Below are 15,185 nucleotides of genomic sequence, written 5' to 3' on the forward strand. Positions count from 1 at the left end.
CGCCTCCCGCGGTCGGCTCAGGCGGGCTTGCGGGTGTCCTTGTAGATGCCCGCGGTCACCTTCGCGAAGTCCGCCATGTCGACGTCGGACGCGGTGGTGTGCTCAGCGTTGACGTCCAGCACCATCGCCGCGTCCGTCTCCTCCGCCCACGCACAGGCCGGGGCGTAGATCCGGTCGTACATCTTCACGACCTCGCAGTCGATCGCGGGGCCGTCCGCGCCGTCCGGACGGAACGTCTTGCGCTCCTCCTCGACGGCGGGTGAGCCCTCGCCGCCCTCGAACCCCTTGAACATCCCGTCCCGGACCCGGGCGGGGTCGTCGATCTCCCCGTACATGCCGGAGAACGCGAGCCCCGAGTTCTCGTCGTCGGCGCGCTGGTACTGGCCGAGGACGGACGTCGCGCCCTTGGGCATGCTGCCCTGCACGCTGGTGCCCTCGTCCTTCAGCTCGTCGGTGCCCTTGGACAGGGTGTACGTGCCGTCGTCGAGCGTCTTCGGCGTGACGAGGCGTATCGGCGCGGGGCCGCTGTCGCCGCCGGACAGCACCACGGCACCGATGACGATCGCCCCCACCACCACGAGCCCCGCCGCCGATATCGCGATGATCTTCGTGCGATTGCGGCCCGGCGGAGGCCCTGGCGGCACCGGGTAGCCCGGCTGCGGAGCCTGTCCATAGGGACCCGCCTGCTGCGGATAGCCGTAGCCGGGCTGGGGTGCCTGCGGATAGCCGTAACCCGGGGGCTGGGCGTACGGGTTGGGCTGCGCGCCCCCGTACGGGCCGGGCCCGCCGCCGTAGGGACCGCCGCCGCCGTACGGACCGGGCGGCGGCGGTGGCTGGTTGTGGCTCATGGGTGTGGGGTTATCCCTCCGGACGGTGGGCGGTGCGTGGACGGGGTGGTGCGGAACCGCTACTTGGGGATCTCGACGCGGACGTCCTTGCGGAGCTTCGCGACGACGTCCCCGGCCTGGTCGAGCGACATGCCCCCGCCGGAGAGCATGGAGGCGGCGTCGGTCACGGTCACGAAGGCGATCGTGCTGTGGTCGCCCCACATGCAGATCGGAACGGTGAAGCCCTTGCTGCCCACACCGCTCGCGCTGGCGCCGGAACCAAGGGTGATCTTGGCATTCTGGCACTTGATGATGGCGTCGTCCGCCCCGGCGGGAGTCACCTTCTCGGGGCTGCCGACGAGTTCGGCCTTCTCCCCGCTGCTGCCGGTCGAGTCCTTGGTGGCCTCGTTCGCGATCTTCGAGAAGGCTCCGTCGACGACCGCCTCGGGGTCCTCCACCTCGCCCCAGACGCCCTTGAACTGCAGCTGCTTCTGGGACATCCCGGACCCGGCCTTGTAGGTCGCGCCCGTGCCCTTCGGGTCCTGCACACCGAACTTCTCGAAGTCACCGGTGTCGCTGGAGGACATCGGGTCCTCGCTGCCCGGCTGCTTGGTGTACTCGGTGACGACCGTCTCCGGGGTGGTGAGCTTGTACCGCTTGCCGTCGTCGGCGACCGTGGAGCCGCCGTCGTCCCCGCCGGAGAACACCATGATGCCGCCGATCACCGCGGCCACCACGACCACCGCGCCGATGGCTATCGCCAGGCCCTTCTTCTTGCCGCCGCCCTGGCCCGGGCCCGGCTGGTACGGCCCCGGCATGCCCGGCTGGCCGTACGGCTGCTGTCCGTAGGGCTGCTGACCGTACGGCTGCTGCGGCTGTCCGTACGGGTTCTGGGGCTGGCCGGGCGCTTGCGGCTGGCCGTAGCCGGGCTGCGGCGGCTGGCCGTACGGACCGGGCTGCTGGGGAGGCTGCTGCGGGTAGCCGTAGCCGGGCTGGCCGGCGGCGCCGCCTTGTCCGTACGGACCCGGCTGCTGGGGCTGCTGGCCGTAGGGGCCCGGCTGGTTGTAGCTCATGCTTTTCCCTCGTTAGGTTGTGCTGGTGTAGCTATTTGTCGATTTCGACGCGTGCGTCCTCACGCACCTTGGCGGTCAGCCCCGCGGCGTCCTCCAGCGACATGCTGCCGCCGAGAACGGCCCCCGCCGGGTCCGCCATCACCGCGACGCCCAGGGTGTTCTTGTCGCCCCAGACGCACGCGGGTGCTTCCATGGATCCCTGATCGGACGTGAACTTCAGGGACTGGCACTTCATGACGTCCCCGTCGAAGCCGTCCGGCGAGAACTCCTGGGGAGTGCCCTTCGCCTGCGCGGTGCCGTTGTCCTGGAGCGCCTTGACGATGACCGCCAGCGCGAGGTCCGCGCCCCGCTTCGGGTCGGTCACCTTGCCCCAGACGCCGGTGAACTTCAGCATCTCCTTGCCGTCGGTCTGGTAGTCGGCCGCGACCAGGTGCGGATCCTTGACCACCGGGACCTGCTGGAGGTCCTTCTTGCCCGCAGCCGACAGATCGCCGTCGTCGGTGCCGCTGCCCTGGCGCTGGTAGTCCTCGGCGACCGTCTTCGGGGTGGTGAGCTTGTACGGGCCGCTGTCGCCGCCGAACAGTATGACGCCACCCGCCGTCAGCGCGCCCACGACCACCAGCGCGCCCACCACGAGCCCGACGGTCCGGTTCCGGCGGCCACCGCCGGGCGCGGCGGACGGCGGCTGCTGACCGCCGTAGAAGCCCTGCCCGGGCTGTCCGGGCTGGCCCGGCTGCTGGGGCGGCTGGGCGTACGGGTTCGCCGGGGCGCCGTACGGGCTGGCGCCGTTGTACGGAGGGGGCGCCGCATAGCCCCCGGGCTGCCCCGGCTGGGCGGGCTGCGGATGGCCGTAGCCGGACGGCTGGGCGTACGGATTCGGCACTGGCGGCTGGCCGGCGCCGTGAGGGCCCGGCTGTCCCCCGTAGGGGCCGGGCTGCGGCGGCGGCTGCTGATAGCTCATCGTGCCTCTCCTAGATGCGGCATGACAGGTCCTGAACATCCTTCCCGACGCGCCTCGGCGGCGTTGCGCCGGGGCCGCAACGGGTTCGTAACGGAGTCCGGCGGCCCCTTAGACTGCGGGGGTGACCGAGAACTCTCAGCAGCGCCCCGACAGCGGGCCGAACAGCCACCCTGAACTGCCGACCCAGTACGCGCCGGCCGATGTAGAGGGGCAGCTGTACGAGCGCTGGGTAGAGCGCGGTTACTTCGAGGCGGACGCGAAGAGCGGCAAGGAGCCGTACACGATCGTCATTCCGCCGCCCAATGTGACCGGATCGCTCCACCTGGGCCATGCCTTCGAGCACACGATCATCGACGCGCTCACCCGCCGCAAGCGGATGCAGGGCTACGAGACGCTGTGGCAGCCGGGCATGGACCACGCCGGTATCGCCACGCAGAACGTGGTCGAGCGCGAGCTGGCCAAGGAGGGCGTCTCCCGTCACGACCTGGGCCGCGAGGCGTTCATCGAGCGCGTGTGGCAGTGGAAGAACGAGTCCGGCGGGCAGATTTCCGGCCAGATGCGGCGGCTGGGCGACGGCGTCGCGTGGAACCGCGAGCGGTTCACCATGGACGAGGGGCTGTCCAAGTCCGTCCAGACCATCTTCAAGCGGCTCTACGACGATGAGCTGATCTACCGCGCCGAGCGCATCATCAACTGGTGCCCCCGCTGTCTGACGGCCATCTCCGACATCGAGGTGGAGTACCAGGACGACGACGGTGAACTGGTGTCCATCCGGTACGGCGAGGGGGACAACTCCATCGTCGTCGCCACGACCCGCGCCGAGACGATGCTGGGCGACACCGCGGTCGCCGTCCACCCCGACGACGACCGCTACCGGCACCTGGTCGGCACCGAGATCGAGCTGCCGCTGACCGGCCGCCGCATCCCGGTCGTCGCCGACGAGCACGTCGACCCGGAGTTCGGCACCGGCGCGGTCAAGGTCACCCCGGCCCACGACCCGAACGACTTCGAGATCGGGCAGCGCCACGGCCTGCCGAACCTCAGCGTCATGGACGAGCACGCGGTGATCACCGCGCACGGCCCCTTCCAGGGCCTGGACCGGCTGGAGGCGCGCAGCGCCATCGTCGGCGCGCTGCGCGCCGAGGGCCGGATCGTGGCGGAGAAGCGCCCGTACACCCACTCCGTGGGCCACTGCTCGCGCTGCAAGACCACGATCGAGCCGCGGCTGTCCATGCAGTGGTGGGTCAAGGTCGGCCCGCTGGCCAAGGAGGCGGGCGACGCCGTCCGCGACGGCCGGGTGCGGATCCACCCGGAGGACATGTCGAAGCGCTACTTCGACTGGGTCGACAACCTGCACGACTGGTGCATCTCGCGCCAGCTGTGGTGGGGCCACCGGATTCCGGTCTGGTACGGGCCGAACGGCGAGGTCGTCTGCGTCGGGCCGGACGACGAGCCGCCGAGCGGCGAGGGCTGGACGCAGGACAGTGACGTCCTGGACACCTGGTTCTCCTCGGGCCTGTGGCCGTTCTCCACGCTCGGCTGGCCCGAGCAGACCGAGAGCCTGGCGAAGTTCTATCCGAACTCGGTCCTGGTCACCGGCTACGACATCCTCTTCTTCTGGGTCGCCCGGATGATGATGTTCGGCCTGTACGCGATGGACGGCACCCCGCCGTTCCACACCATCGCCCTGCACGGGATGGTCCGCGACCAGTTCGGCAAGAAGATGTCCAAGTCCTTCGGGAACGCGGTCAACCCGCTGGACTGGATGGACACCTACGGCTCCGACGCCGTCCGCTTCACCCTCGCCCGCGGCGCCAACCCCGGGGTGGACGTGCCGATCGGCGAGGACTGGGTCCAGGCGTCCCGCAACTTCGCCAACAAGATCTGGAACGCGACCCGTTTCGCGCTGATGAACGGCGCGACGGTCGAGGGTGAACTGCCCGCCCCCGAGCGGCTGTCGGCCACCGACCGCTGGATCCTGTCCCGGCTGAACGAGGTCGTCGCGGACGTCGACGCGTTCTACGACGACTACCAGTTCGCGAAGCTCTCGGACACGCTCTTCCACTTCGCGTGGGACGAGGTCTTCGACTGGTACGTCGAGCTGTCCAAGACCACCTTCCAGAAGGGCGGCGCGGAGGCCGACGCCTCGCGGCGCGTCCTCGGTGAAGTCCTGGACGTCACGCTGCGGCTGCTGCACCCGGTGGTCCCGTTCGTGACCGAGAAGCTGTGGACCGCGCTCACCGGTCAGGAGTCGGTCGTCATCGCCGACTGGCCGACCGACAGCGGCTTCCGCGACGAGGCCGCCGAGCGGGAGATCGAGAACCTTCAGCAGGTGGTCACCGAGGTCCGCCGGTTCCGCGCCGACCAGGGCCTCCAGCCCGGTCAGAAGGTCCCGGCCCGGCTCGAGCTGTCCGGCACCTCGCTCGCCGCGCACGAGGACGCGATGCGCTCCCTGCTGCGCCTCCAGCCGGCGGGGGAGGGCTTCACCGCCACCGCCTCGCTGCCGGTGGCGGGCGCGACCGTGGCGCTGGACCTGTCCGGCGCGATCGACGTCGAGGCCGAGCGCAAGCGGCTGGCCAAGGACCTCGCCGCGGCCGAGAAGGACAAGGCGCAGACCACGGCCAAGCTGGGCAACGACGGGTTCCTGGCCAAGGCGCCCGACCACGTGGTGGAGAAGATCCGCGTCCGGCAGGCGACCGCCGAGGCCGACATCGCCCGGATCACCGCCCAGTTGGCGTCCCTGCCCCAGGGCTGATCCCCCGGCCGACAGCGCACGCGAGCGCCCCCGCCCCTCACGGCGGGGGCGCTCCGCGCTTCCCGGCCCGCCCCCGGGACCGGTGTGCGATGCCCCACAGTGACCGGGGAACGGGACCATCCATACGCTGGGCCGGGAACCCGTCACCTGCTTCCGGGAGTTATCCACCCGTACGTCCCGGAAGGAGCTCCCCCCTCCCATGAACAAACCACTGCGGCGCGCCTCCGTCTTCTCCCTGTTGCTCGTGCTCGTCCTGCTCGCCTGGGTCACCTATGTCCAGGTGGCGGAGGGCGCGAGCTTCCGGGACAACTCCCACAACGAACGCAACACCATCAGCCAGTACGCCAACCCGCTGGGCAACATCATGGCGGGCGGCAAGCCCATCACCGGCTCGACTGCCACCAGCGGCGATCTGAAGTACAAGCGGACGTACCCCGACGGGAAGCTCTACGCGCCGGTCACCGGCTATGCCTCGCAGTCGTACGGCAGCAACCAGCTGGAGGCCCTGAACCGGTCCGTGCTCGACGGCACCGACACCCGGCTGAAGAACCCCATGGAAGCGCTGACCCGGGAGCCGTCCAAGCCGGGCGATGTGCTGACGACGATTGACCCGGCCGTGCAGAAGGCCGCGTATCAGGGGCTGGGGAACAAGACCGGCGCGGCCGTGGCGCTCGACCCGAAGACGGGCAAGGTGCTCGCCCTGGCCAGCACGCCCTCGTACGACCCGAGTGCCTTCGCCGGGTCCGACACCTCCGACCAGAAGGCATGGCTGAAGCTGACGAAGGACAAGGATCAGCCGATGCTGAACCGGGCGCTGCGCCAGACGTATCCGCCCGGGTCGGCGTTCAAGCTGGTGGTCGCCGCGGCCGCCCTGGAGGACGGGCTGTACTCGTCGGTGGACGAGCCGACCAAGAGCCCGGACCCGTACCGGCTGCCCGGCACGGTCACCGACATGAAGAACGAGAACGCGTCGGCGCCCTGTGAGAACGCGACGATCCGCACGGCCTTGCAGTACTCGTGCAACACGGTCTTCGCGAAGCTGGCCGTGGACCTGGGCCAGTCCAAGCTGCGCGCCGAGACCAAGAAGCTGGGCTTCGACGACTCCAAGCTGGACATCCCGGTGCGCGCCGCCAAGAGCGTGTACCCGTCCGGGATGGACAAGGCGCAGACGGCGCTGACCGGCATGGGCCAGTTCGACGTGGCCGCGACCCCGCTCCAGATGGCGATGGTCTCCTCGGCGATCGCGAACGACGGCAAGCTGATGAAGCCGTACGAGGTGGACAGCACGACGGACGGCAGCGCGACCACCCTGGACCGCACCGACCCGGAGACCTACAGCCAGGCGATGTCGGCGTCCACGGCGAAGGAGCTGCGGTCGGCGATGCAGACCGTCGTGCAGAAGGGCACGGGCACCAACGCGAAGATCCCCGGGATCGAGGTCGGCGGCAAGACCGGCACCGCGCAGCACGGCGAGAACAACAGCGGTAATCCGTTCGCGTGGTTCGTGAGTTACGCGGATGACGGCAGCGGTCACAAGGTCGCGGTCGCGGTGGTGGTCGAGGACAGCGACGCGCCCCGCGCGGACATCTCCGGCGGCGGTCTGGCCGGGCCGATCGCCAAGGCGATGATGTCGGCGGCCGTGGGCGGCGGCGCGGCGTCCTGAGGGGCTGTTCCGGGGTCGCTCCCGGGACGGCATGGGCGCTTCCGTGGCCTGTCAGGGGTGGCTCGTAGACTGGTCCGTGTGAGCGAGCGCCCCCAGAACGAACCGGACGAACTGAACGAGCCGGATGAATTCGACGACATCGTCGGAGCCGAGACCGACCGCGACCCCGACCTGGCGGTGATCGAGGCCGGCAGCCGGACCTTGCGCGCGCAGTCAGGCCCGCCGGAGGGCGACGGCATCCCGGCCCGTCCCACCGATCCCGAGGTGGACCGCGCGCTGCGCGAGGTGGAGGCGGAGCTGGCCACCCGGTGGGAGGAGACCAAGCTCGACCCCTCGCTGGTGCGCGTCGAGGCGCTGCTGGACATCCTCGGCTCGCCGCACCGCGCCTACCCCTCGATCCACATCACCGGGACGAACGGCAAGACGAGTACCGCCCGCATGATCGAGGCGCTGCTGGGCTCCTTCGAGCTGCGCACCGGCCGGTACACGAGCCCGCACGTGCAGTCCATCACCGAGCGGATCAGCCTGGACGGGGCGCCGATCTCCGCCGAGCGCTTCATCGAGACCTACCAGGACATCGCACCGTACCTGGAGATGGTCGACACCCGGCAGGAGCACCGGCTGTCGTTCTTCGAGGTGCTCACCGGCATGGCGTACGCGGCCTTCGCGGACGCGCCGGTGGATGTCGCGGTCGTCGAGGTCGGCATGGGGGGCTCCTGGGACGCCACCAATGTGATCGACGCGGACGTCGCGGTGATCATGCCGATCTCGCTGGACCACACCGACCGGCTCGGCTCCACTCCGGCGGAGATCGCGGTCGAGAAGTCCGGGATAGTGAAGCAGGACGCCACGGTGGTGCTCGCGCAGCAGCCCGTGGAGGCCGCGTCCGTGGTGCTCAAGCGCGCCGTCGAGGTGGACGCCACGGTGGCCCGCGAGGGCATGGAGTTCGGGGTGGTCTCCCGTGAGGTGGCGGTCGGCGGCCAGCTGCTGACGCTGCGCGGCCTCGGCGGTGAGTACCCCGAGATCTTCCTCCCGCTGCACGGCGCCCACCAGGCGCACAACGCGGCGGTGGCGCTCGCCGCCGTCGAGGCGTTCTTCGGCGTCGGCTCCCAGCACGCCCGGCCGCTCGACCTCGACGCCCTCCGTACCGCCTTCGCCTCGGTCAGCTCACCGGGCCGGATGGAGGTCGTGCGCCGCAGCCCGACCGTGGTGCTGGACGCCGCGCACAACCCCGGAGGAGCCAGGGCGGCGGCCGAGGCGGTCACCGAGGCGTTCGATTTCAGTCGGCTGATCGGCGTGGTCGGGGCCAGCGACGGCAAGGACGTGCGGGGGCTGTTGGAGGCTTTTGAGCCGATTTTCGCCGAAATCGTGGTGACCCGTAATTCCAGCCACCGGGCGATGGACGCGGATGAGCTGGCCGGGCTCGCCGTCGAGGTGTTCGGCTCCGAGCGGGTGCAGGTCGAGCCCCGGCTGGACGACGCCCTGGAGGCCGCGATCACCCTTGCCGAGGAAGAGGGCGAATACTCTGGTGCGGGGGTGCTGGTCACCGGGTCGGTCATCACGGTCGGCGAGGCCCGGCTGCTTCTGGGAAAGGGCTGAAATGCGGACGCTGTGCGCCTCCACTCTGATCGGTGAGTTCTTCGTGATCGGCTTCGCCGGGCTGGTCGCGATGAAGGTGTCCGGTCTGTCGATGGGTACCGTGTGGACGGTCTGCGGCATCGCCATGGCACTGTGTGTCCTGCTGTGCGGGATGCTGAGCCGTCCCGGCGCGGTGCAGATCGGCTGGGCCCTCCAGACCGGGCTGGTGCTGAGCGGCTTCGTCGTGACCACCATGTTCTTCCTCGGCGTGGTCTTCGCCGCGCTGTGGTGGGCCTCGGTCCACTTCGGGCGCAAGGTGGACCAGGCGAAGGAGCGGTTCGCCGCGGCCTCCGCCGCCTCCCCTGACGCTGCGTGAGATGGCCGGAGATCACCCATGTAGCCTCAGCCGCACAGCTTCACCCGCATGCCACTTCCCCATGCACTTCCCCATGCCACTTCCAAAGGAGCCCGCACCGTGAGCCAGCGCACGCTCGTCCTTCTCAAGCCCGACGCCGTACGACGCGGACTGGTGGGCGAGATTCTCGGCAGGATCGAGCAGAAGGCGGGCTGGACGATCTCCGCCCTGGAGCTTCGCCGACTGGGCCGTGAGCTGCTGGAGCAGCACTACGCCGAGCACGTCGGCAAGCCCTTCTACGAGCCCCTGGTCGAGTTCATGTCCTCCGGTCCGGCCGTGGCGCTGGTCGTCGAGGGCGAGCGCGTGATCGAGGGCGTCCGGGCGCTGGCGGGCCCGACCGACCCGATCGCCGCGGCGCCCGGTTCCATCCGTGGCGATTTCGGCACCATCGTTCGGGAAAATCTGATCCATGCGTCGGACTCCGAAGAGTCGGCCGAGCGGGAAATCAAGATTTTCTTTCCCGGTCTCGCCTGATCTCGCCTGATCTCGGTCCGATCCGGCACTGATCGATCATCAGTTGGTCACACCCCTGCTGACCTGGGGGCGGTCGAATTTATCGGCCGCCTCTTGGCATATGCGAGCCGATCGGGGGAACGCATCTCCGCGACACGACGTCACCATTAGAGGGGGCGGGCTCGTGTTCTGCTGACAATGGCGGAGGACCCCCGCAGCGTGTTCGCGCGGGCGTGACTACGATGAAGCTTCCGCGCCTCGCAGCGCACCACATCCTGCCGACCTCAAGCAAGCAATCGCTACAGCAGGGAAGGCCTGACGTATCCTCATGGGGAACAACATGTCGTTCATCGGCCGTGACATGGCTGTCGACCTCGGCACCGCCAACACGCTGGTGTACGTCAGGGGCCGCGGGATCGTCCTCAACGAGCCATCCGTCGTCGCCATCAACACCAACACCGGCGGAATTCTCGCCGTGGGCGCCGAGGCAAAGAAGATGATCGGCCGCACCCCTGGCAACATCGTCGCCGTGCGTCCGCTCAAGGACGGCGTCATCGCCGACTTCGAGATCACCGAGCGGATGCTGCGGTACTTCATTCTGAAGATCCATAAGCGCCGCTATCTGGCCCGGCCCCGGGTGGTCGTGTGCGTTCCGTCCGGAATCACCGGAGTCGAGCGCCGCGCCGTCATCGAGGCCTCCACGCAGGCGGGCGCCCGCCAGGTGCACATCATCGAAGAGCCGATGGCCGCGGCCATCGGCTCCGGCCTCCCGGTCCACGAGGCCACCGGCAACATGGTGGTGGACATCGGCGGCGGCACCACCGAGGTCGCCGTCATCTCGCTCGGCGGCATCGTCACCGCCCAGTCCATCCGGGTGGCCGGCGACGAGCTGGACAACGCGATCATCCAGCACATCAAGAAGGAGTACAGCCTCCTCCTTGGCGAGCGCACCGCCGAGAACATCAAGATCACGATCGGCTCGGCGTTCGAGAGCGAGGAAGAGGAGCACACCGAGATCCGCGGCCGTGACCTGGTCAGCGGGCTCCCCAAGACCGTGGTGATCTCCGCGGCGGAGGTCCGCAAGGCCATGGAGGAGCCGGTCAACTCCATCGTCGACGCGGTCAAGACCACGCTCGACAAGTGCCCGCCCGAGCTGTCCGGCGACGTCATGGACCGCGGCATCGTGCTCACCGGCGGCGGCGCGCTGCTCCGCGGCCTCGACGAGCGGCTGCGCCGGGAGACCGGCATGCCCATCCACATCGCCGAGGACCCGCTGGATTCGGTCGCGCTCGGCTCCGGCAAGTGCGTGGAGGAATTCGAGGCGCTCCAGCAGGTGCTGGACGCCCAGCCGCGCAGATGACAACCAGGCGGATCGGCCGTGCGGGCGGTGTGCCGCCCGTACGGCGCATCGGCGGATCCGCTGATATACAGGCATAAGGCTCCTTAAGGACCGGACGGCCACAACGAGATCGGGACCGGTCCGACTTCGACGAGGAAGGCACGTCGCCGCACGTGAGGGACACACGAGAGAGCCGGCTGCTCCTGGTGCTGCTGATCGCCATCGCGTTCGCACTGATCACGGTGGACATCCGCGGCGGCGAGGACTCGCCCCTCGACGGCGCCCGTCAGGCCGCCGCTTCCGCCTTCGGCCCGGTGGAGAACGGCGTCGCGGACGCCGTCGATCCGGTCGGCAACGCCGTTGCCGCCGTCCGGGACTCCGACGCGCGGCACGATCGCATCAGTCAACTGGAGCAGGAGAACACCAGACTCAGGCAGCGGCTCGGCAGCGACGACCGGAACCGCTCCCGCACCGTCGAACTCGACAAGCTGCGCAGGGTCGCCGGCACCGGCCAGTACGGCATCAAGGGCGCCGAGGTCATCGGCATCGGCGCCGCCCAGGGCTTCTCCTGGACCGTCACCCTCGACGTCGGCAGCGACGACGGCATCCAGCGCGACCAGACGGTCATCAACGGCGACGGGCTGGTCGGCCGGGTCACCACGGTCGGCCCCTCCACATCCACGGTCCTGCTCGCCATCGACCCCGACTTCACCGTCGGCACCCGCATGGAGAAGTCCAGCGAGCTGGGCTTCGCCACCGGACGCGGCGACCGCTCCCTGCACGTCCAGCTCCTCAACGGCAAGGCCAAGATCAAGAAGGGCGACCGGCTCGTCACCTTCGGCTCCCAGGCCGACAAGCCGTTCGTGCCCGGCGTCCCGGTCGGCAAGGTGGTCCGCGTCGACCCCACCGGCGGCGACCTCACCCGCACCCTCCAGGTCCGCCCCTACGTCCGCTTCAGCAGGCTCGACATCGTCGGCGTGGTCGTCCAGCCGCCGCGCTCCAACCCGCGCGACACCGTGCTGCCGCCCAAGCCCGCGAAGCCCAAGCCGACGCCCACGGTCACCGTCACGGCCACCCCCTCCGCCAAGCCCACGAACCCGGCCGACAGGAGCTGACCGATGCTGCGCCTCAACCGTGTCCTCCTGTCCACCGTCCTCGTCGTCGCCGCCCTCGTCGTCCAGATCTGCGTCCTCGCCCGGCTCCAGCTGCCCGGCGCCGTCCCCGACCTGCTGCTGCTCGTCGTCCTCGGCCTCGCCCTGGTCTACGGCCACACCGGCGGCGCCCTGGTCGGCTTCGGCGCCGGACTGCTCGCCGACCTCGCCCCACCCGCCGACCACGCCGCCGGGCGCTATGCCCTGGTGCTGTGCGTCGTCGGCTATCTGGCCGGGCTCGCCAAGCCCGAGAGCGGCCAGCTCCGGTCGGCCACCGGGCCGATGGTGGTGGTCGTCGCGGCGGCCATCGGCGCCACGCTGCTGTACGCGGGGGTCGGCATCCTCGTCGGCGACGACGCGGCCCGCCATGTGGGCCTGGGCCAGCTGCTGTTCACGGCCGCCCTCTACGACCTGCTGCTGGCGCCGTTCACGGTGCCGCTGATCATGGGGCTGGCCAGACGCGGGGAGAACGACCGGATGGCCGACAGCACCGGCGGCACCGCCGGCACCGAGGGCGGCACCCGCTGGATCACCTCGGCGGGCAGCGTCCGGGCCGGCCGGATGAGCCGGTTCCGCCGGGCCGGCCGGGCCGCCCGGTTCGGTGGTCTGGGCGGCGGCCAGGGCGGCGGACTGCTGACGAAGGCGACGAAGCGGACCGGCCGCGTCAAGGACGGCCGCGTCAAGCTCAAGGGGGTCAAGCGCCTGTGAGCCCCGCCGCGCGTACCGCTGCAGGCCCCGCCCTCCCGTCTCCCGCCTCCACCCTCGACGGAGCGCCATGAGCAATATCCCGGAGACCGGACGGACCCCCCGCGTCACCGTCCGCCTCGTCGCCATCCAGATCATCGTCTTCTCGCTCCTGCTCACCCTCGGTGGACGTCTCTGGTACCTCCAGATCCGCAACGGCGACGAATACACCGAGAAGGCCGCCAACAACCACGTCCAGCAGGTCGTCCACCCCGCCGTCCGCGGCTCGATACTGGACGCCCGCGGCGTGCCCCTCGCCGACAACGAGACCCGGCTCGTCGTCTCCGCCAGCCGCACCGCGCTGATGAAGGAGCCCGACGACGGCGAGGCCGTCCTCACCCGGCTCGCGGGCGTCCTCCGCATGAAGCCCAAGGACGTCAAGGACAAGGTCCGGCTGTGCGACGCCGAGACCCCGCAGCCCTGCTGGAACGGCTCCCCCTACCAGCCCATCCCGATCACCGACGAGGCCAGCGCCAAGCAGGCGCTCCAGATCCGCGAGCGCGAAGAGGACTTCCCCGGCATCAGCGCCGAGCCCACCGCCGTGCGCCGCTACGCCGCCCCGGCCGGTTCCAACGCCGCCCAGGTGCTCGGCTACCTCTCGCCGGTGACCGACGAGCAGATCAAGAAGGCCGAGCACACCAAGTCGCCGCTGCTCCGCTCCGACCAGATCGGCTCCAACGGACTGGAGAGCGAGTACGACAGCAAGCTGCGCGGCAAGGCCGGGGTGACCCGCTACGAGGTCGACAACCTCGGCCGCGTCATCGGCCAGCGGGAGAGCCAGACGGCCCGGCCCGGTGACAACGTCGTCACCAGCCTCGACTCACGCGTCCAGGCGGTCGCGGAGAAGGAGCTGGAGCAGGCGATGAAGGACGCCCGCAAGCAGTACGACCGCAACACCGGCCGGAAGTACAAGGCGGACTCCGGCTCGGTCGTGGTCATGGAGGCCAAGACCGGCCGGGTGGTGGCGATGGCCTCCAACCCGAATTACGACCCCAACGCCTGGGTCGGCGGCATCTCCGGCAAGGACTACAAGAAGCTCACCGGCAAGAACAGCAACTACCCGCTGCTGAACCGGGCGATCCAGGGCCAGGCGGCGCCCGGCTCGATCTTCAAGGTGATCCCGACGACCGCCGCGGTCAACGCCGGGTACGGCTTCAACGGGCCCTACCCGTGCACCAGCTCGTTCAACATCGGCGGCCAGGTCTTCAAGAACTTCGAGTCCGAGAACTTCGGCGGGATCAGCCTCGGCCGCGCGCTGGAGGTCTCCTGCGACACCGTCTTCTACCGCCTCGCCTACGACGAGTGGAAGAAGGACGGCGGCAACAAGCCCAAGAAGCACCCGGGGGACTGGTTCTACAAGACCGCCCACCAGTTCGGCCTCGGCAAGGAGACCGGCGTCGACCTCCCCAACGAGGTCAGCGGCCGGGTCCCGGACCGCCAGTGGAAGAAGGACTTCTGGAAGGCCAACAAGGACGCCTGGTGCAAGACCGGCAAGAAGAACGGGAACTACACCGAGCGGCTCTCCTACGAGAACTGCCTCGAAGGCATGAAGATGCGCGCCGGTGACTCCGTCAACTACTCGATCGGCCAGGGCGACACCCTCGTCACCCCGATCCAGATGGCCACCATCTACGCGGCGATCAGCAACGGCGGCACGCTCTACGACCCGACCGTCGGCAAGGCGATCGTCAGCCCGGACGGCAAGCACATCCAGGAGATCAAGCCCAAGTCCCACGGCAAGCTGCCGATGAAGGGCCAGACGCGCGACCAGATCGACCAGGCGCTCGCGGGCGTCGCCACCCGGGGCACCGCCGCCTGGCGGTTCCAGGGCTGGCCGCAGGGCAAGATCCCGATGCACGCCAAGACCGGTACCGCCGAGGTCTACGGCAAGCAGACCACCTCGTGGTTCGCGACGTACACCAAGGACTACTCGGTCGTCATGACGATCTCCCAGGGCGGCACCGGCTCCGGCGCCTCAGGACCGGCCGTGCGCAAGATCTACAACGCGCTGTACGGGGTCGACGGCAAGGGCAAGATCGACGAGAAGAAGGCGCTGCTGCCCAAGCCGCAGGCCGACCTCCCCAAGATCTCCTCCGACGGCTCGATCGAGGCCCAGCCCGTGGGCAAGCCGTTCGCCCTGCTGGGCGACACCCGGCGGCGGGGAGGCGAGCGCGGATGAGCACGTCCACCCACGGCTACTCCGTCCCCCGGTTCACCCCCCAGCGC

The 15,185-nt window shown here is 69.8% G+C and carries 12 protein-coding genes; 9 read left to right on the forward strand and 3 right to left on the reverse strand.

The features are described 5' to 3' along the window. Positions 1–17: 17 nt before the first annotated feature. Genes ACH4TL_RS21010 through ACH4TL_RS21020 form a run of 3 tightly spaced genes read right to left on the reverse strand, consistent with a single transcriptional unit; the run spans position 18 to position 2,861 of the window. Positions 18–848, reverse strand: coding sequence for a hypothetical protein (locus tag ACH4TL_RS21010; RefSeq protein WP_398316568.1), 831 nt, complete (start codon positions 846–848; stop codon positions 18–20). Between the two features lie 59 nt (positions 849–907). After that, positions 908–1,900: a hypothetical protein gene (locus tag ACH4TL_RS21015; RefSeq protein ID WP_398316566.1), complete on the reverse strand. Its 993-nt coding sequence runs from the start codon at positions 1,898–1,900 to the stop codon at positions 908–910. Positions 1,901–1,931: 31 nt separating this feature from the next. Then, positions 1,932–2,861, reverse strand: a complete 930-nt coding sequence (locus ACH4TL_RS21020; protein ID WP_398316564.1) for a hypothetical protein — start codon at positions 2,859–2,861, stop codon at positions 1,932–1,934. A gap of 121 nt (positions 2,862–2,982) precedes the next feature. Here ACH4TL_RS21020 and ACH4TL_RS21025 point away from each other — a divergent pair, with 121 nt between their 5' ends. The 9 genes from ACH4TL_RS21025 (at position 2,983) to mrdA (ending at position 15,138) form a co-directional block, all read left to right on the forward strand. Next, positions 2,983–5,616, forward strand: coding sequence for a valine--tRNA ligase (locus ACH4TL_RS21025; protein ID WP_398316562.1), 2,634 nt, complete (start codon positions 2,983–2,985; stop codon positions 5,614–5,616). Between the two features lie 199 nt (positions 5,617–5,815). Beyond that, positions 5,816–7,279: a peptidoglycan D,D-transpeptidase FtsI family protein gene (locus ACH4TL_RS21030; protein WP_398316560.1), complete on the forward strand. Its 1,464-nt coding sequence runs from the start codon at positions 5,816–5,818 to the stop codon at positions 7,277–7,279. Between the two features lie 78 nt (positions 7,280–7,357). Then, positions 7,358–8,878 carry a bifunctional folylpolyglutamate synthase/dihydrofolate synthase gene (locus ACH4TL_RS21035; protein WP_398316558.1) on the forward strand — a complete coding sequence of 507 codons (1,521 nt, stop codon included), beginning with the start codon at positions 7,358–7,360 and terminating at the stop codon, positions 8,876–8,878. A gap of 1 nt (position 8,879) precedes the next feature. After that, positions 8,880–9,233, forward strand: coding sequence for a DUF4233 domain-containing protein (locus tag ACH4TL_RS21040; RefSeq protein ID WP_398316556.1), 354 nt, complete (start codon positions 8,880–8,882; stop codon positions 9,231–9,233). A gap of 99 nt (positions 9,234–9,332) precedes the next feature. Continuing rightward, complete coding sequence (gene ndk, locus ACH4TL_RS21045; RefSeq protein ID WP_179934270.1) at positions 9,333–9,746, forward strand: nucleoside-diphosphate kinase; 414 nt, start codon at positions 9,333–9,335, stop codon at positions 9,744–9,746. Between the two features lie 319 nt (positions 9,747–10,065). Further along, positions 10,066–11,085: a rod shape-determining protein gene (locus ACH4TL_RS21050; RefSeq protein WP_039941926.1), complete on the forward strand. Its 1,020-nt coding sequence runs from the start codon at positions 10,066–10,068 to the stop codon at positions 11,083–11,085. Positions 11,086–11,237: 152 nt separating this feature from the next. After that, complete coding sequence (mreC, locus tag ACH4TL_RS21055; RefSeq protein WP_398316553.1) at positions 11,238–12,179, forward strand: rod shape-determining protein MreC; 942 nt, start codon at positions 11,238–11,240, stop codon at positions 12,177–12,179. 6 nt (positions 12,180–12,185) lie between these two features. Then, entirely contained in the window at positions 12,186–12,923 is a 738-nt protein-coding gene (mreD, locus tag ACH4TL_RS21060; protein ID WP_398316774.1) for a rod shape-determining protein MreD, read from the forward strand. A gap of 67 nt (positions 12,924–12,990) precedes the next feature. Further along, the gene (gene mrdA / locus ACH4TL_RS21065) at positions 12,991–15,138 is read left to right on the forward strand and encodes a penicillin-binding protein 2 (RefSeq protein WP_398316551.1); all 2,148 of its coding nucleotides are present in this window, start codon (positions 12,991–12,993) and stop codon (positions 15,136–15,138) included. Positions 15,139–15,185: the final 47 nt, after the last annotated feature.

The sequence above is a fragment of the Streptomyces sp. NPDC021115 genome, from assembly GCF_044333065.1.
Lineage (GTDB): Bacteria > Actinomycetota > Actinomycetes > Streptomycetales > Streptomycetaceae > Streptomyces.